Here is an 18,028-nt window from a genome sequence, read left to right as displayed (position 1 = left end):
TGTAGATAACATTAATCGCAATCGCTTGCGCTCTTTTTTTGGACAACTGAAAAATCGGAAAAAAAGCTGTTTAGTTCTATTGAACTTTTCTCCATTTCAAATTAGCCCAATTGTTCAGTAGGCATTAATTAGAGACCCTTATAATCAAACCAATTGAAAAAAGCCTTATTCAAACTCCTATCACCATTTCCTGTGACATATAGACCAAAAACGTTCCTTGTAAATCCGCCTGCAACTTCTTTTGACAACAAACCGCATTCTCCACTCTGCAAATTCTTGGATCTGGATAAAATTCGCTGATAATCGGGTTTTTAAATTTCATGTTTTTTCGCTTTCAAAATAAACCAGCAAAACCAGCTTCTTTTACAGTAAAAAGCCAGCTTGCAGATTGGAATCTGCAAACTGGTTTCTATTTTTTATTCAGCTCTTAAATTTGCTCCATTTGATTCAATAATATCTTTGTACCAATAGAAACTCTTCTTCTTGTAACGATCCAGCGTTCCTGTACCATCATTATTACGATCCACATAAATAAAGCCATAACGTTTTTTCATCTCTGCAGTTGAAGCACTCACTAAATCAATACAGCCCCAAGAAGTATATCCCATTACTTCTACGCCGTCTTCAATCGCTTCACCAACTTGTGCTAAGTGGTCATTCATATAATCGATACGGTAATCATCGTTGACCGTTTTATTGCCGTTTTCATCTGTGATCAATTCATCGACAGCACCTAGACCATTTTCCACAATAAATAACGGTTTTTGATAGCGATCATAAAATTCGTTTAAGACAATATATAATCCTTTAGGGTCAATTTGCCAGCCCCATTCGGAAGCTTTTAAATGAGGATTGAGGATTCCACCGAGAATATTTCCTTCTCCTTGATTGTATTTTTCAGGATCCGCTGCCGCTGTTGAACTCATATAATAACTAAATGAGATAAAATCAACGGTATTTTCAGCCAACAATTCTTCATCTCCTGCCTCGAAATGAATCTCAATGTTATTGTCACGGAAGAAGCGCTTGATGTAACCAGGGTATGTTCCGCGTACATGAATGTCTGAGAACAAGTAATTTTGGCGTTCTGCATTCAATGCAGCTACCACATCATCTGGATCTGGTGTCATTGGATAAGTCGGCATAGCCAGAACCATACACCCTACTTGGAACTCAGGGTTTATTTCCCGGGCAATTTTGGTAGCTGAAGCACTCGCTACTAATTCATGGTGAACCGCTTGGTACAAGTCTTGCTTAGACAATTCTTCAGGTGGCGTAGCAATGCCACCGCTCATAAATGGCGCATGTAAAACCGAATTGATCTCGTTAAATGTCAGCCAGTATTTTACTTTATCTTTGTATCGGTTAAATACAGTCCGTACATATTTTTCATAAAAACCAACTAAGTCTCTGTTTGCCCAACCATCGTATTCTCTTGCCAAGTGCAATGGTGTTTCGTAATGAGATAACGTTACTAACGGCTCGATACCATATCTGTGTAATTCATCGAAAACTTTATCATAAAAAGCTAGACCTGCTTCATTTGGCTCACTCTCATCTCCATTAGGAAAAATACGCGACCAAGCAATTGAAGTCCGATAGACTTTAAAGCCCATTTCCGCAAATAACGCAATATCTTCTTTATAACGATGGTAGAAATCAATACCTTCTAATTTCAAATTATCTTCAGTCGGTCCATCAGTAATAGGACCAAAACCGCCTTTTGGAGTCACGTCTTGTACTGAAAGGCCTTTTCCATCAACGTTATAAGCACCTTCATATTGATTGGCTGCTGTTGCGCCACCCCATAAAAATCCTTTTGGAAATTCGTTTACCATTTTTTTCTTCCTCTCTGAACTCTTTTTTTGATTGTATCACTAATGAACTGCCTCTTTCTTCTACTAACCTTTCCATCAAAAAACACATTAACCCACAATCGACAATAAATAATCTCCATTTGTTAGTGATGTATCTTTGGTGGATAAAATATCCATATAATCATTTGTGTTGGTTACAATAACTGGAGTGACGGTCTCATAACCTTTATTCCGTATAACTTCTAAATCGACAGTTAACAATAATTGCCCTGCAATCACTTTGTCTCCTTGTTGCACATGAGAGGTGAAACCTTCTCCTTCTAATTGAACCGTATCCATTCCTACATGAATCAAAATTTCTGTTCCATTTTCTGTTGTGATTCCAATCGCATGCAGCGTTGGGAATAAAATAGTGATTGTTCCATTAGCTGGAGCATATACTTTTCCATCAATCGGTTGAATCGCGATCCCTTTGCCTAAAGCGCCTGTTGCAAAAGCTTCATCTTGTATAGTAGCTAATTCAACAGCTTCTCCAGTCATGGGGCTAGCGATCAAATCCTTTTGTGTTGCATTTTCAATGTTTTTTGAAGCTGATCCTGAAACGGACGATGCCAATGCATCATTTACTGATACTTCTGCTGTTTCACTAACTGTATCTTCATATAAAGTAGGTATTTTTGTAAAGTATACGAATAAGAATCCCAAAACTAAACCAGCTACCATAACTATAAGCAGTTCCACAATATTGAAATTATTGACACCAGATGGATCAATAGCTGACGGAAGTAAGAATATTCCTAACCCTCCCATTGTGTAACTTGTTAATTGGAAGAATCCGGCCAACATACCCGTAACTCCCCCTGCAATACAACTTAATATAAATGGTTTTTTCATTGGTAACGAAATCCCATAAATAGCTGGCTCTGTTACACCAAACATTCCCGAAATAATCGCTGGGATACTCAATTGTTTCACTTTTGCTTCCTTAGTCTTCAATAATATGGCGATAATAACTCCAACTTGAGCAAATGAAACTCCAGCAGTAGTAGCAAGGAAAGTATCAAATCCAGTTGTCGCTATATTGTTAATCGCAATTGGCACAAGACCCCATTGCAATCCGAACATAACGAGTACTTGCCAAAATCCTCCCATAATAGCTCCTGCCACAATTGGACTTAAATTGTAAACAGCTGAAACGCTCGCTCCAACCAATGTAGATAACCAAGTCGCGATAGGTCCAATGACCAAAATAGCTGCTGGTACAACAATCAATAAAGTGAAAAACGGTACTAAGAATAATTTCACTACATCAGGGATGACACGTTTTACCCACTTTTCAACAATTGACCCTACATAAGTGGCTAAAATAATGGGAATGACGGAAGATGCATAACTCATTAAAATAACTGGAAGCCCCAAGAACGTCAGATAGATTGGAGATTCAAAAATAGTGCCTCCAAATAATGTGTACAATGGTGCAATATCTGTTGGAACAGCCAAGCTTGGATAAAGCATCGCAGCTGCTATTGCCATACCAGTAAAGTGAGTTAACCCAAAACGTTTACTTGCCGTATAAGCAAGAAAAATCGGTAAGAAATGGAATAAACCATCTCCAGCAGCTTGGATCAATAGATACGTTCCACTAGTAGACGCAACTCCAGCTGCCACTAAGACTGCCGCTAACCCTTTTAACATCCCAGCAGCCGCTAACGGACCTAAGATAGGTTGGAAAATTTTGGAAACGATATCAATAAACTGGTTTAAAATATTTCCTTTTTCCTCATCAGCAGGAACTTCTCCTCCATCACTCAAATTTCCCACTTTAACAACTGCATTATAAACATCAGGTACATGATTTCCAATAACCACTTGGTATTGACCACCACTTTTAATAACGGTTACAATTCCTTCTTGCTTTTTCAAATACTCCGTATCTGCTTTACTTTCGTCTTTTAATTTGAAACGAAGTCTCGTAATACAGTGATGAAGACTATTTACGTTTTCGCTGCCGCCAACGTGTTCTAAGATATCTTTTGCTAAATCTTCGTATTTCATTTGAATCCCTCTTTCTTTTCTCTATTTTTTTATTTTATTGAAAATAAAAAACCTAAACGGATAGCAACGAATGAGCGCAGTTTCCCTTACTCCATTGTGCTATCTGCTTAGGTTTTGCCTGATTGAACAGTAACAATCCTTTAAGATCAGATGTGTATTTAATTAGATATGGTTTACTACTCGATGAATGTGAATGGTTAAGTAGACTTTTTCGTCTGGAGAGACTTTGAACTGATAACTTTCATCAATATAAACAGCTACTTTTTCTGTACAGTTTAATGCCTCCGGATAATTAGCTTTAATTTGTTCAAGCAAAAAGGTATCTTGAGAAGTTTGGTAGGTTTCTTTGGAAACTACCCGTTGGCTGAAGTACTGCAAATGAGTTAAAAAACGATTATAGGAGATAGAATCTTCATTAAAGACCATTCCAAAATGCAAGCGAACGATATTTAATATGTCTTGTACAATTCGTGTTACTTTGATCGTTTCTTCAATCATTTGCCCTTCTTTTTGAGCATTGACAAAATGTAAGGCAATCGAAGCTGCTTCATCTGCATCTAGCATTGTGCCGGTATATTTTTCAATAATAGCTAAACTTTCTTTCCCTAATTCGTATTCTCTCCGATAAAATCGTCTTACTTCCCAAGCCAAAGGATTTTTCAAATTGATTCCCTCAGCCGTTCTTTGGATAGCATAGTGAATATGATCTGCCAATGTCAGATAGACATTTGACTCGAAAGTCTGCTGCAGATCTTGTTCAGCCTTCACAATAATGGCGAAAACAGCATCTGACTCTTCAACGGGAAGATTTTGATAGACAGCCTTTAAATGGTCTGCCGGCTCGTCTTCTTGGATGACAAATTTCTTTTCAATAAAATCTTCTTCGATATCATCTCCGGATTTCTTTTGAAAGCCGATTCCTTTTCCCATGACGATCAATTCGGATTGTTCGTTTGTTGCTGCAAGCACTACATTATTATTAAATACTTTTTTGACTCGCATGCAGAGAACATCCCCCCTTCCAAATAAAAAAACCTAAACTGATACCAAATGACAAATCCTTATCATTTCGTAGCAATTTAGGTTTTGCCTGCATAACCAGTAACAATCCTTAAAAAGATAATAACACGTCATTTTTAGTTATGCAAGCCCTTTCTTTATTTATTTAATTTTGTTTTTTTACACTGTAATTTCTATCCAATTTCCTTCAGGGTCTTCAATCACACTTTCATAATAACCATCGCCTGTTGTGCGTGGCTGTCCTTGGCAGCGGTAGCCGTCTTGGATCAATTGTTCTGTCAGTTGATCTACTTTTTCTTTACTGCCTACTGAAATCGCCAGATGTGCCCATCCTAACATTGCTGGTTCATGAGCTTCTGTCACATCTGTACGCGTCATCAATTCCAATCGAGCACCTTCCGCAAATGTTAGAAAATAAGATTTAAATCCTTTTGTAGGGTTGTAGTAAACATCATTTGAAACAGCTCCAAAATAATTGCAGTAGAAATCTTTTGTTACTTCTAAATCTTTTACCCATAGTGCTATATGTTCGATGTGCATGCCGACACCTCTCCTTTATCCTGATTTTTAATTTCATATAAGAAAGCGCTCCAAAAAAATTATCGCTGATTTTTGTTAGAAAACAACGACAATCTTCTTTGATGATTAGAGCGGACCATTTTTTCTTGTTGCTTAACCTCATATCTATCTAGCCATTTTATTCCCTTTCAGCTGTTTGTGCTACCCAATGATGAGCAGCAACTTCTTTAAAGACACTATTTTTCGGATAAAAGTCAGCTTTTTCATCGGTCACTAAACTCGTCATTTTTTTAGAAGTCTCATAAACTGGATCTGGAACTGGAATAGCCGACAACAATTTTTTCGTATACGGATGAATAGGGTTAGAAAATAATTCTTCCGCATCCGCCAGCTCTACGATTTGGCCATTGTACATCACAGCTACTCGATCTGATATCTGTTTGACCATGGCTAAATCATGGGCAATAAACAAATAGGTCAATCCTAATTTTTCTTGTAACTCTTCTAAAAGTTCCACAATTTGAGCTTGAATAGAAGCATCTAAAGCAGACAATGGCTCATCGAGCACAATAAATGCAGGATCTACTGCTAAAGCGCGCGCAATACCAACCCGCTGCCTCTGCCCTCCTGAGAATTCATGTGGGTAACGTTGTGCAAATATTTCATCCAACCCAACTAAACGCAGCAATTCTGCTACTTTTTCATTTCGTTCTTTCTTATTTTTTGCTAAGTGGTGAATATCCAAAGCTTCTCCAATAATATCTTGAATTTTCATTCGTGGATTTAAGGAAGCGTAAGGATCTTGAAAAATAATCTGCATGTGTTTGCGCATGGTTTTTAATTCTTTTGGAGACAGATGGTTCAAGTCAAAGCCTTTATACAAAGTTTCTCCGCCAGTCGCTTCATGTAAACGAAGAATCGTTCGCCCAGTAGTAGACTTTCCAGAACCCGACTCTCCAACTAAGCCTAGAGTTTCTCCTTCGTAAATGGCAAAGCTGATATCATCCACAGCTTTCAACAGACCTGTTTTGCCTAATGGGAAATGCTTTTCTAAATGAGATATTTCAAGGAGTTTTTCTCGTTTTCCTGAATGGATTTCTGCAAGTTTTTTCTTCTGTTGTGCTGTCTTTTCTTTATGCAAATTTGGAATGGCTGCTAGAAGCATTTTAGTATACGTTTCTTTTGGGTGCTGAAAAACGTCTTTTGTTTCGCCCGTTTCTACTACTTGCCCGTTTTTCATAACAAGGACTTGGTCGCACATATTTGCCACAACGCCAAAATCATGAGTGATCAAAATAATCGCTGTCCCAAATTTCTCTTGAACCTCTTTCAGTAAATCTAAAATTTGTGCTTGAATGGTCACATCCAACGCTGTTGTCGGTTCATCTGCAATCAATAATGCCGGCTTGCAGACTAACGCTAAAGCAATCATCATCCTTTGACGCATACCGCCTGAAAATTCATGGGCGTATTGTTTGTACCGCACATCTACATCAGTTATTCCAACATGACGCATAATATCTTTTGCTTGGGCTTCTGCTTCTTTTTTTGATAGTTTTTCATGAAAAAGAAGAGTCTCCGTAATTTGGCTGCCAACTGTCATCGTTGGGTTCAATGAAGTCATCGGATCTTGAAAGATCATCCCGATATCTTTCCCACGTATTTCCTGCATTTTTCGTTCAGTCATGTTAAGTAAGTTCTTTCCCATAAATACAATATTGCTCTCAGGATGAACATATGCGTTTGGGGCTAACAGCCCCATAATAGAGCGAGCCGTTACACTTTTTCCACTGCCAGATTCGCCAACAATTCCAATCGTTTCTCCTTTTTGAACTGAGAAAGAAACTTCAGATGTGACTTGCTGTGTGTTGCTGCCTGTCGTAAAAGAGACAGACAAATTAGTTACATTCAATAGAGTTTCCATAATTGACTCCTTTACTATTTTTAACCGAAACCAAGAAAAATGATACCCATAAAATGGATTCCAGTGCTGAACGGCAGTTCTTTTGCTTAGCAATGTAACACGATTCAATTGAAAAATAAACCTCTTTTGCTTATTACTTACTAAATAAAAGTTTTTTTCATATTCGCTTGACGAATATAAAAGCGTTTGCTATACTTATGGCTAGTTAGACAATTGAACACATCTGAAAAACTATGAAAAGAAAAGTACAAGTTGGATGATAGTATAGAGAGTCCCGTCTGGTGGAAAGGGATCTAGAAGAAAACTTGGAAGTGCATCTTGGAGTTGTATGGTTGAGGGAATGATTCTTTAGATCATATCGGGGTTGCCCGTTACAGCAAATCGGTATACCCGTCTGAATGATATGGCGCCGTACCGAATCAAGCATACAAAGAAAACAAGAATGGCAGTTCTTTTTTCTTCGTACCCATTAAGGTGGAACCGTAAAATAGTGCATTTTGCCCTTAAATAGCTCTTCATTCGATGAAGAGTCATTTAAGGGCTTTTTTTGTATATTTTTCAGAAAACATGTCTAACGAATCTTTGACAACTAAAATAACTGGAAGGAGGAAATAGCATGCACACCAAATCAAACTGGCTGCAAAAAGTCAGTCAATCTTATAAGGAAGCTTCACAGCAACCCTTTGTCGCTTTAGGATTATGTTTACTCAGCTTCCCTTTTCAGCTTCTTGTGCTCATCCGCTACTTACTAAAAAGCCAACCGTTTGAAAAACGCACTGTGGAGCATGAAATCAAAACTGAATTTGAAGAAAGCGGCGCGGCAACATCTTTAAAAGACAAGCTGCAGGCCCAGGAAAAACGGAAGGTTGCTTTTCTGAAACAACATAGCTCACAAGCACAGATGGAAAAAAAGGTCAACGAACTTTATCGAGTGGGTTACCAGAAAGAAACACAGGAACGCGTGGAAGCTTACTACAAAGAGTCAAACCGCGAGCAGCCGATTTTCTTGAATGAAACCGCACACTGGTTAGAACAACCTCTTGGGTTTGTACTGTCTTTACTTCTAGGTTTTCCTATGTATTTTCTATTATTGGTCGTATCCATTCCTACTTTGCGCTACATCGTTAATCGTTTAGTTATGATGGTGTTCGTTATTATCGGAGTCACCATTATTGTCTTTACATTATTGTATTTGTCGCCTTCCGATTCAGCGACGAATATTTTAGGGGAACAAGCGACACCTGAACAAATCGTTAATTTTAATGCTGTTCATGGGTTGGATGACCCCTACCTAACTCAATTAGGCCGAACCATCAAAGGTATTTTTACGTTTGATCTAGGCAATGCTTTTGAAGGAAATGAGCGTGTCGTAACAACCATCATGCGCCGCTTTCCTGTCACTTTACAATTGACCTTATTTGCTTTGATACTTTCCATTGCAGTTGCTTTCCCTGCTGGAATTTATGCTGCGGTTAAAGCCAATACAACTTTCGATCACCTTTTCATGTTAATCGCTTTGATTGGAATATCCATTCCTAGTTTCTGGCAAGGATTGATTTTTATTTTAACCTTTTCCATTAACTTGGGTTGGCTGCCGGCTACTTACAATGCAGACAACACCGCTTCTCTTATTATGCCAGCCGTTGTTCTTGGAACCGGCCTGATGGCTTCCGTCGCTCGTATGACTCGTTCATCGACACTGGAGGTCATCAATGAGGATTACATTTTGACAGCCCGAGCAAAAGGACTCTCAAATAGAAGAGTCATTCTTCGACATGCTGTACCGAATGCTTTGATTCCTATCGTGACCATCATTGGTTTACAATTTGGCGGCATGCTTGGCGGCTCCTCTGTTACGGAAAAAGTATTTAACATCAATGGTGTGGGAAGCTACATCGTTGACAAACAATTTGTCCCAGATATTCCAAGTGTTATGGGTGGGGTCGTTTATATCGCGATTATCTTATCCATCGTCAACGTATTTATTGACTTACTTTACAGTTTTATTGATCCAAGAATTCGTTCCCGGATCAAAAGCGGACGATGAAAGCAGGTGACTTTTAAGTGAGATCCTATCAAACAAATTTAATTTACCAACAAATCCGTTTCAACAACGGATTGACTTGGGGCTATGCTGCATTATGGATACTGCTAAGTATTCAATTTCAACCATTAGGGTTCAAACCGGTGATTCTGGGAATAGGTATATTGAATTTATTCATCAGCCTAGTGCATCAAAAATTGCTCCAAACAGTTAAAAAAGATGGTTTTCATGCTGAAGCAAGCCTTTCTTCCATTAAAGTCAGCTCGTTGATTTTGATGGCTAGTCTTTTAGTAGGGAATATCTTTGCTTTTATTTCAGGAATTACCACGTTTAAAAAAACACTAACGACTGGCCTGATTTATTCAATTTATATGGTATTAGTTGATATACTGGTCATTGCTGTAACGGCTTTGAACCTATTTAAGCCGTTTGTATCGAACACTTTTCTACCGTTATTTTACCTCATGATAGTTATCGTGCTCTTTCACAGCTTCATTTTAGCTTTTGGGCAGAAATGGTTTGACTGGAAACCAACAACTCAAAAAATAACCTTATTCATTCTTGCATTGACTGGTCTTACAGGAAATATACTCGTCTTTTTTGTAGCAGCTTCTTTTTATCAAAACAACAAACCCGATCATATGGGCAAACGTCAGACAAGTATTCGTGAAAAGCTGATTAAAAACCAAGCTGCTTTGCTCGGACTGTTGTTCATTGCTTTCTTAATTATGTTAGCAGTTACTTGTAATTGGACGTTTAGTTATTCTTTTGCTGTTCAAAATGACTACAGTTCTATTTTACACCCCCCTTCTTTACGTTATCCATTCGGGACGGATAATTATGGGCGCGATGTTTTTACGAGAATTGTTTATGGTACTCAAATCTCACTATCGGTTGGGTTGATTGCAACAGCTATTCCTTTAGTAGTTGGCGGTATTTTAGGCGCAGTATCGGGCTTTTACGGCCGTACGACTGATAACGTGATCATGCGATTGTTGGATGTGCTGTACGCCATTCCCGGCATGCTGTTAGCCATTACGATCATAGCTTCATTTGGAGCTTCAACAACGAACTTGATCATTGCATTAAGTTTAGGGTCGATTCCCTCTTACGCTAGAACGATGCGCGCAAATGTGATGCAAGTCAGCAACTTGGAATACATTGAATCTGCTCGAGCTTTAGGGCAGACAAACAGCCGCATCATCTCCAAGCATGTTATTCCAAATGCTATGGCTCCAATGATTGTGCGTTCAACGTTAACTATTGGGACTGCTGTTATCTCGACAAGTAGCTTAAGTTATCTTGGACTCGGTGTGGAAGCACACATCCCAGAATGGGGAAACATTTTAAGAATTGGCAGCCAATATTTAGAAACCAATCCCTATTTGGCTATTTATCCAGGCTTAGCTATTATCTTACTTGTTTTATCCTTTAATTTTTTAGGAGACGGTATTCGAGATGCAACTGATCCAAAATTAAACTAGCCGGTATTCTTTATCATTATTTTCTCACAACAAAAAAAATTTGGAGGTTAAGTACAATGAAAAAACGATTATTATCTTTCCTAACTCTTACCACTAGTGTGATTTTATTAGCGGCTTGTAATGTTCAAACAGAAGAACAAGCAAACAATGACAATTCTGATGTTTCCACGGGTGAAACAACGGAAAAAACGACCATTGAATTATTAGGGTCTTCAAGCAATGAAACCGACATGAATATTGTTAGAGATCAATTGATCAAAAATGGTTTCGATGTTACCTTGAACACACAGCCAGATTACGCTAGTTTCCAAACACAGAAAGAAGCTGGTAATTATGACCTAGCTATTTCAAGTTGGACAACGGTAACCGGAAACCCGGATTATGCTGTCCGTTCTTTATTTACCACAGGTGGTGACAATAGTGATCTGTCTAATAGCGAAATTGATACTTTGATCAATGAGGCTGCTTTGCAAACTTCTGACGAATATACCGAAACGTATAAAGAATTAGAAGATGTTTTAGTTACTGAAAATGCTTATATCGTCCCACTTTATACTTCTTTAAAAGCTCAAGCATTTAATCAAGATCTTTTAAACACAGATTCTATTCGCCTAGCAAAATCACGTGCTTTCCCTTGGGAAACGGTACAATTTAATGAAACTGCTTCAAACGACACAGAACCATTAATATTGACGCAACAAATAGGTGATTTGACTTCATTAGACCCTATCAAAGGCAATGATGGATCAATCAACCAATTGAATACTAATATGTATGTCCGATTAGTAAATTTAACAGATAATGACCAAGTGGTTTCTGATGGTTCTTTGAGTTACAACCATGCGATTGCAGAAGGTAATTCAGATTACTATTTCATTTTACGCGACGATATTAATTTCGCAGCCGTTGAAGATGGACAAGCCGTTGATACTGACAAAATGGTCAGTGGACAAGATGCTGTTTTCTCACTGAATCGTGCTAAAGATTCCAACTCTGTTCCAGATCACCGGACATACAGCTTACATGAGCACATTGATTCAGTTAGTTTAGTTACCGATCTTGCGGAACTTGAAAATACTTCTTTATCTGATGGAAACGGAACTGTCAAAGAAGCTTTAGAGGCTAATTTAGAGTCTCCTATTGCTAATGTTGTAGAAGATGCAGCGCAAGTCGATAATGCTTCAGGTCAATACCAAGTTGTTAAAGTGACCACTACAGAACCATTTCCACAAGTCTTGAATTATCTTGCACACCAATCTGCTGGAATCGTCTCACAAGAGCAAGTTGAAAGCATCAACACATATGATGTGGAAAACTTTGACATCTCTACTGACATTCCTTATGGAGATCAAAGAGTCGTAACAGAAGGCGAAACATACGACAATCATTTGTACGCTAGTGGACCTTATATCATGACTCAGAAAAATGATTATGAAGCTACATTCCAAAAAAATCCTGCTTACATGGCTGGCACAGAACATGCAGCTCAAATCGCTAACGTAACGGTTCGTTTCATCGGAGATGCAGATAGTGCTTTATCTGCCTTACGTTCTGGCGAGATTCACTTGTTAGCTGGGTTAGATGAAACAAAATATGACGTTGTTGAAGGAGAAGACAGTTTATCGTTACAAAGTATGCCAAGTAACGGTGTAGCTTATATGCTGTTTAATGCCAACGGACGTGAGGTTTCTGACAGTGCTGATTTGCGTAAATCGATTCTTTACTCCATCAACCAAGATGAACTCAGCACTGCTTATGATGGGTTAAAATTGAAAGCTTATTCTACGGTTAGCCCATTAGTAGACACTGGAAATGAACTAGTAGCTGATCCAGCTAAAGTAGAAGAATTCTATCAAACGTATTTAGACTCAATAAAATAAGCTGAAATACTTTATCAGTAGTAAGGATCCTGTAAAACACAGGATCCTTACTACTGATTTTTATTTGTTTCAACCTATAGATTATAGCTGCAACTACTTTCCTCGATCTTCATCTTAAAAACATTATATATCCAGAATAATTCAGGATAACAGCACTGTATTAAAGCGCTGTTAACACTAAAGCATAAGGGCTTACTATTTCTATTTTGTGATCTCTATCCAATTTCCTTCAGGGTCTTCGATCACACTTTCATAATAGCCATCGCCTGTTGTGCGTGGTTGTCCTTGGCAGCGGTAGCCGTCTTGGATCAATTGTTCTGTCAGTTCATCTACTTTTTCTTTGCTGCCTACTGAAATCGCCAGATGTGCCCATCCTAACATTGCTGGTTCATGAGCTTCTGTCACATCTGTACGCGTCATCAATTCCAATCGAGCACCTTCCGCAAATGTTAGAAAATAAGATTTAAATCCTTTTGTAGGGTTATGGTAAACATCATTTGAAGTGGCTCCAAAATAATTGCAATAGAATTCTTTTGCACCTTTCAGGTCTTTTACCCATAGTGCTATGTGTTCGATGTGCATTTTATACTCTCCTATTCATCACTTTATATTTTCGCCAACGGTTTTTATTGATATAATCAACTCAACGTAACCGTTACCAATAGTATAATAAAAACACCTTTTATTGTCACTTATCTTTCTATCCATCCATCCAGAATAGGTTCATAGACCTCATCTTGACTATCCTCATTGACGAGTATCGTATTGAACATCGTTTTTAATTCATTATTGAAACCAATAGTTTGGTAATTCGTATCTACTAATGAAAACTGACTTCCGATAATTTGAGCGAAGGGAATTGATTTGGTAAAAATGACTTTTTCAGTTATTTTTACCGTTTGACCATTGTAGTCAAAATAGTAAATTAGTAATCCAAGCATAAATATCAAATTAAAAAAGTCGAATCCTTAAGCTAAGGATTCGGCTTTTTTAGAATCACCAATATGTTTTACTTTATGCCATTCATTACAAGATAATCGTAGCTTTCTTTTAAACATTGGAAAGGCTCTTTCTCAAAGGTCTCTTGTTCAGCGAAAGCGTACTTTACACCCGTTTCAATTGTAGCGTCAAAGATGGGTTCCCATGGGATTGAACCTTGTCCAACAGGCATAAGCAACTGTTGGCCTTTTGGTTCCTCAACCCCATCCTTGAAGTGGACCACATCATTTCGTCCTTGCACCTTATAAATCCATTCAATCGGATCTAAACCGCTGTGAATGATCTGATAGATGTCTAATAAAAACTGGAATTCGTTTCTCGTATTTTCGAAAATGATTTCAAGAGAATTTTTATCCCCATATTGAAACACATCCTTCTGTCTTGGATGGAAGTTTAAAATTTTCTCTTTGGTTTCAAGAAATTCTGAAAGCTTGTTCAATTCCTTTGCATACTCCAGACAGCCCTCATAAGATTGGTAGCGCTCTGGTAGCCCACTGACGGTAATATAAGTACCACCCCAGAGGTCGTTCATTTCAATGACCTCATCCAAATGTTCCATGACCACATCGTAATAATCCTGTGTCCCTATACATTTCAAATTCGTTTCTTTCAAAGCAGCCTGAATGAATTCGATTGGGACTTCAGGATTGATCCATTGGATTTGAATGGTATCATAACCGATGTCGCTGACTTTTCTGAACGATTCTAATACTCCCTCAGGGGTTTGAAGATATTTTTTAACGCTTGAAATCTGTATGCCTAGTTTGGTCATAGTACCTCTCTTTTTTAATGTATCCGTTTCCATGAACTCCTCTATTATTATAACATAGCGTACAACTTTTATTAATACATGTTTTTGGATAAAATCATGTATACGTTTTGTGAGAAGAGAATCCATTTAGTTGATATTCAATGTATAACTGTTAAAAAAACGCCAGATTCGTAAAAAATTCAACGTATAAATAAGTTAGGTTGTGCTCGACTCATTACAATTGTGCTTCTACTCTGACCAATTCATCTTCTCTCAATTCATACACTTGATCGCAGACTTCTTTCAAAAACTTCCTATCATGTGAAACGGTAATGATGGATCCTTCGAATTTCTTGAAGAGCTTTCTTAGTTCCGGTTGGGAAAGCGGCGAAAAATTCCGTGTAGGTTCGTCTAGGAGCAACACATTTTGCCCGGATAAATCAATTTTCAGTAACAACAGTTTAGCTTGTTGTCCCCCCGATAAAGATTGGATTGAGTGGTGCATCTCATCTGCAGTGAAACGCATGCTTCCCAAATAAGTCATTACTTGAGTGCGTTCATCGCTTTCCCCAGTTTCACTCAAAAACTCAACTGGTGTATCTTCTAAGTCTAAATAATCTGCATAGTTTTGTGGCATATATCCAGCTTCAATATCCGTGCGCTGGCTTAATGTTGTCCACAATTGTTTCAACAGGGTACTTTTCCCTACTCCATTTTTCCCGATAATGCCTATCTTTTGGGGCGTTCTTACTAATAAGTTTAGTGATTGTGCTAACACTTTATCTCCTAATTTTATATTGGCATCTTCCAAATGAAGAATGATTTTATTTGCAGGCAACGGTTTAGTGTTTGAGAATTTCACTAAAATAGCGTCTTCTTGAATTGGAATGTCTTCAAAATTTTCTTTTTCTCGTTCAAATCGTCTTCCCATTGATTTTACGGCGTGCATTTTCTTTTTCAGCAAGCGTCCCTCTGCTGCGGCTGCTCTAGAAACACTCCCTTGTGCGTGGTGCACACTGCTTTCGATTTGGCGATATTTTTCCATTTGCTTCTGGTGTTCTTCACGTTGCTTGTTGGCGACTTGAGATTGGTGTTCAAAGCGCGCTTCTCTTTGCTCAATGTATTCTTTGTAGGACAAATTTGATACAGTCGCAACTGGAATTGTCTTGTGCTGTAACAACTCAAGTTGGATAACTTTTGTTGCTGTGGCCGCCAGTAAAGATTCGTCGTGTGAAATAAACATTACGGTTAAAGGAGTTGATTTGATAAAGTGTTCCAACCAACGAACTGTATCCAAGTCTAAGTCATTAGAAGGCTCATCTAGCAATAGCAGATCAGGATCTTTCGCAAGTGCTTTTAACAGTTGGACTTTAATCTTCTCTCCCCCAGACAGACTGCTTAACCGTTGAGAACTTGTTAAACTATCTGCATCAAAGCCGAGCTGGCCGACCACTTGATACAATTGCTGGTAGTCCATATCGACAACGTCACTTTGTCCAAAGAAATACTTATCCAGAGTAAGCTCTTCAAATTCTCGATGTAAAGACTGTGGCAAATAAGCGGTGCTACTGAATTGATTGATCACCTCTCCATCTGCTTGAATATAGGATTCAATACTTTCATTTCCCATGATCCATTTCAATAAGGTTGACTTTCCATTTCCTTCCTCACCGATGATGGCTACTTTGTCTCCAGGATTGACGGTAAAACTCAGTGCTTTAACAATCTCTTTCAAATCCATTAAATGATGCAAGGTCAAATTTTTCACTTGTAGCATACTGATTCCCCCTGTCTAATAAACAAAAACGACCGCCAGCAAGTTTCTGCAGACAGTCGGGTAATTTCATTTAAACGGTAGAAGGATGGTGCGCCTATGACGGAACACCATTTCCGATTCAAAAGTTGTTTAAATGAAGTATCTAAAAAAACCGTTGCAAAGAAACCTACTTTGTCAGCAGAATCTGTTTCTTCTTCAATTACGATTTGTTTAGATAGTGTACATTTAGGCACAACCTTTCGATTTATTGGGTACATTATATCAAGGACAGTCCATTGATTCAATGGATAGGATATTAGTCAAATATTCGATAGAAAGTTTTTTAACTTGTAATAAAATAGTTTCTAGTTTTGCCGTAATTAAAATTTTACGGTTTATATCCCGTTTTGTCTTCCTCGGTGATTTCTCGAATCACTTTATACGGCACTCCCGCTGCAATCACATTAGACGGAATATATTTGGAGACAACACTCCCTGAACCAATAACCGCGTTGTCTCCTATTGTGAAGCCTTGATTGAGATGAGCTCCGGCTCCAAATGGACGTTTTCTCTGGTAGACTTGATTACCTTCTTGAGAATGGTTCTCTTTCAACAGATGATTTTCCAAAACTGTTATTGTTTTCATTGATAAGCAAAATGACTGTTTCTCTTGCTTCAACTATCTCATTCGTCAAATCGTTGTATATAATTCCAGTTAAAATACGCTGCCTTTATTCTTCCAAATTCATCTATAAACAGTCCCTTTTCATTTTTCTATTCCTAAAACCAAAGATCATCATCGTCCATAATAGAGCTTAGCAGTTCTTCTCCTTCTTGAATTCCGGATTTGATAAATTCATTAGTGTCGTCTAAATCATTTTCAGAAATTTCACCAGCTTCATACAAAAACTGGTAAAGTTTTTTCAGAGCTGAACCGGTTTGTTTCAATGATGTCTTTGAACTCATTAAGTCTTTTCGCACAATGAAATCGCCTAGAAAAGAGTCTACCGAATCACCAGAGTCAACAGGAGTTGCTTTTTCGTAATCCGTTAAATAAATATTAAGATAAAAATCAAGCTGGTCAGCATGACGTTTAGCTGTTTTTTTACTTAAGCCTTTTCCCTCTACCAGATATCTTTTGAACTCCATTAACATTTTTCCATTGTGTTCCACTAAAAGATCTCTAAATTCCTCCCATTTTTCTTCAGATATATTCCAATCATCTAATAGAGGAACCTGACTGTAATCCCATGTCTTTTCAATGAAGTAAGGGGACTTTTCAACAGCCTCTTCTATTCTCAATGGTTTATTCAAAGCCTCTTTCAGAGCTTCCACACTACTCCCATACCCTTGTTTAAATAATTGAGTATGAATATAATTACTGAAAAAAGTCATGGCTTCACTGTTTATCGTTTGATTCATGTTCAATCTAAAAAAACTTAAATCTGCTATCACCAAATTGACACTTCCAAGTACCGAACGATTAGACGTAGTGGTTACTTGAATTTCTCCAGCAACCTTTAAATATTCTTCCGTTTTCTCATTGGAAACCCCAGCGATATCAAAGGCCACGTGAATCGCTTCAGAAATCAATTCCGGCAATTGCTTTTTCTTTTGTGCATTAATATCATGTAGAATAATAGGTGTATAGGCACTAGTGTTGCATGAAACATAATATGTTTCACAATGTTATGTATCCTATTCCAATATGCAAAAAAGTCCTTTATACTGAACTTGGATGACTTATCCAAGACCAATAAAAAGGACCCAACTTATGGA

15 protein-coding genes, 2 pseudogenes and 1 other annotated feature are annotated in these 18,028 nt (G+C 37.9%); of the genes and pseudogenes, 3 read left to right on the top strand and 14 right to left on the bottom strand.

Features of this window, described 5'->3' with window-relative positions; genetic code table 11:
* Positions 1-128 precede the first annotated feature (128 nt).
* From ACEN36_RS12240 to ACEN36_RS12210, 7 genes and pseudogenes are all read right to left on the bottom strand, one after another.
* A complete protein-coding gene (locus ACEN36_RS12240; RefSeq protein WP_407097508.1) occupies positions 129-272 on the bottom strand; it encodes a hypothetical protein in 144 nt (47 codons plus the stop codon).
* Positions 273-416: 144 nt separating this feature from the next.
* A complete protein-coding gene (locus tag ACEN36_RS12235) occupies positions 417-1,838 on the bottom strand; it encodes a glycoside hydrolase family 1 protein (protein ID WP_407097509.1) in 1,422 nt (473 codons plus the stop codon).
* A gap of 87 nt (positions 1,839-1,925) precedes the next feature.
* Positions 1,926-3,872, bottom strand: a complete 1,947-nt coding sequence (locus tag ACEN36_RS12230; protein WP_407097510.1) for a beta-glucoside-specific PTS transporter subunit IIABC — start codon at positions 3,870-3,872, stop codon at positions 1,926-1,928.
* Between the two features lie 162 nt (positions 3,873-4,034).
* A complete protein-coding gene (gene licT, locus ACEN36_RS12225) occupies positions 4,035-4,874 on the bottom strand; it encodes a BglG family transcription antiterminator LicT (RefSeq protein ID WP_407097511.1) in 840 nt (279 codons plus the stop codon).
* 177 nt (positions 4,875-5,051) lie between these two features.
* Positions 5,052-5,432, bottom strand: a complete 381-nt coding sequence (locus tag ACEN36_RS12220) for a VOC family protein (protein ID WP_407097512.1) — start codon at positions 5,430-5,432, stop codon at positions 5,052-5,054.
* 157 nt (positions 5,433-5,589) lie between these two features.
* Complete coding sequence (locus ACEN36_RS12215; protein ID WP_407126781.1) at positions 5,590-6,507, bottom strand: ABC transporter ATP-binding protein; 918 nt, start codon at positions 6,505-6,507, stop codon at positions 5,590-5,592.
* Positions 6,508-7,335: pseudogene (locus ACEN36_RS12210) on the bottom strand (ABC transporter ATP-binding protein); the annotation flags it as partial. It abuts the gene before it with no gap.
* Positions 7,336-7,559: 224 nt separating this feature from the next.
* Positions 7,560-7,843 (top strand) — a binding site (T-box leader).
* Positions 7,844-7,951: 108 nt separating this feature from the next.
* On the opposite strand from ACEN36_RS12210, the gene ACEN36_RS12205 reads away from it, so the two are divergent.
* From ACEN36_RS12205 to ACEN36_RS12195, 3 genes are read left to right on the top strand one after another with little or no spacing between them, the layout of a single operon-like run.
* Positions 7,952-9,382: an ABC transporter permease gene (locus ACEN36_RS12205; RefSeq protein ID WP_407126775.1), complete on the top strand. Its 1,431-nt coding sequence runs from the start codon at positions 7,952-7,954 to the stop codon at positions 9,380-9,382.
* A 17-nt stretch (positions 9,383-9,399) separates the two neighbouring features.
* Entirely contained in the window at positions 9,400-10,863 is a 1,464-nt protein-coding gene (locus ACEN36_RS12200) for an ABC transporter permease (RefSeq protein WP_407097514.1), read from the top strand.
* A 56-nt stretch (positions 10,864-10,919) separates the two neighbouring features.
* On the top strand, positions 10,920-12,743 hold the full coding sequence (locus ACEN36_RS12195) for an ABC transporter substrate-binding protein (protein WP_407097515.1): 1,824 nt from the start codon (positions 10,920-10,922) through the stop codon (positions 12,741-12,743).
* A 201-nt stretch (positions 12,744-12,944) separates the two neighbouring features.
* Here the strand turns inward: ACEN36_RS12195 and ACEN36_RS12190 are convergent, their stop codons facing one another.
* The 7 genes and pseudogenes from ACEN36_RS12190 to ACEN36_RS12160 form a co-directional block, all read right to left on the bottom strand.
* Complete coding sequence (locus ACEN36_RS12190; RefSeq protein WP_407126772.1) at positions 12,945-13,325, bottom strand: VOC family protein; 381 nt, start codon at positions 13,323-13,325, stop codon at positions 12,945-12,947.
* A 110-nt stretch (positions 13,326-13,435) separates the two neighbouring features.
* Positions 13,436-13,693: a hypothetical protein gene (locus tag ACEN36_RS12185; RefSeq protein WP_407097517.1), complete on the bottom strand. Its 258-nt coding sequence runs from the start codon at positions 13,691-13,693 to the stop codon at positions 13,436-13,438.
* Positions 13,694-13,752: 59 nt separating this feature from the next.
* Positions 13,753-14,514, bottom strand: a complete 762-nt coding sequence (locus ACEN36_RS12180; RefSeq protein ID WP_407097518.1) for a sugar phosphate isomerase/epimerase family protein — start codon at positions 14,512-14,514, stop codon at positions 13,753-13,755.
* Positions 14,515-14,728: 214 nt separating this feature from the next.
* A complete protein-coding gene (locus ACEN36_RS12175) occupies positions 14,729-16,270 on the bottom strand; it encodes an ABC-F family ATP-binding cassette domain-containing protein (RefSeq protein WP_407126770.1) in 1,542 nt (513 codons plus the stop codon).
* 367 nt (positions 16,271-16,637) lie between these two features.
* Positions 16,638-16,862, bottom strand: coding sequence for a hypothetical protein (locus ACEN36_RS12170; protein WP_407126767.1), 225 nt, complete (start codon positions 16,860-16,862; stop codon positions 16,638-16,640).
* Positions 16,863-17,029: 167 nt separating this feature from the next.
* Positions 17,030-17,398, bottom strand: coding sequence for a site-specific integrase (locus tag ACEN36_RS12165; protein WP_407126778.1), 369 nt, complete (start codon positions 17,396-17,398; stop codon positions 17,030-17,032).
* Positions 17,399-17,602: 204 nt separating this feature from the next.
* Positions 17,603-17,911, bottom strand: a pseudogene (locus ACEN36_RS12160) (DUF6933 domain-containing protein); the annotation flags it as partial.
* Positions 17,912-18,028 lie beyond the last annotated feature (117 nt).

The sequence above is a fragment of the Desemzia sp. FAM 23989 genome (assembly GCF_045528345.1).
Classification (GTDB): Bacteria; Bacillota; Bacilli; order Lactobacillales; family Carnobacteriaceae; genus Desemzia.
This window is presented reverse-complemented; position numbering and strand designations above follow the sequence as displayed.

What these genes read in the sequence shown, in the direction of transcription:
- ACEN36_RS12235 (WP_407097509.1), bottom strand. Translation starts at nt 1,838, where the DNA reads ATGGTAAACGAATTTCCAAAAGGATTTTTATGGGGTGGCGCAACAGCA.
- ACEN36_RS12230 (WP_407097510.1), bottom strand. Translation starts at nt 3,872, where the DNA reads ATGAAATACGAAGATTTAGCAAAAGATATCTTAGAACACGTTGGCGGC.
- licT (WP_407097511.1), bottom strand. Translation starts at nt 4,874, where the DNA reads ATGCGAGTCAAAAAAGTATTTAATAATAATGTAGTGCTTGCAGCAACA.
- ACEN36_RS12220 (WP_407097512.1), bottom strand. Translation starts at nt 5,432, where the DNA reads ATGCACATCGAACATATAGCACTATGGGTAAAAGATTTAGAAGTAACA.
- ACEN36_RS12205 (WP_407126775.1), top strand. Translation starts at nt 7,952, where the DNA reads ATGCACACCAAATCAAACTGGCTGCAAAAAGTCAGTCAATCTTATAAG.
- ACEN36_RS12195 (WP_407097515.1), top strand. Translation starts at nt 10,920, where the DNA reads ATGAAAAAACGATTATTATCTTTCCTAACTCTTACCACTAGTGTGATT.
- ACEN36_RS12190 (WP_407126772.1), bottom strand. Translation starts at nt 13,325, where the DNA reads ATGCACATCGAACACATAGCACTATGGGTAAAAGACCTGAAAGGTGCA.
- ACEN36_RS12180 (WP_407097518.1), bottom strand. Translation starts at nt 14,514, where the DNA reads ATGACCAAACTAGGCATACAGATTTCAAGCGTTAAAAAATATCTTCAA.
- ACEN36_RS12175 (WP_407126770.1), bottom strand. Translation starts at nt 16,270, where the DNA reads ATGCTACAAGTGAAAAATTTGACCTTGCATCATTTAATGGATTTGAAA.
- ACEN36_RS12165 (WP_407126778.1), bottom strand. Translation starts at nt 17,398, where the DNA reads ATGGAGTTCAAAAGATATCTGGTAGAGGGAAAAGGCTTAAGTAAAAAA.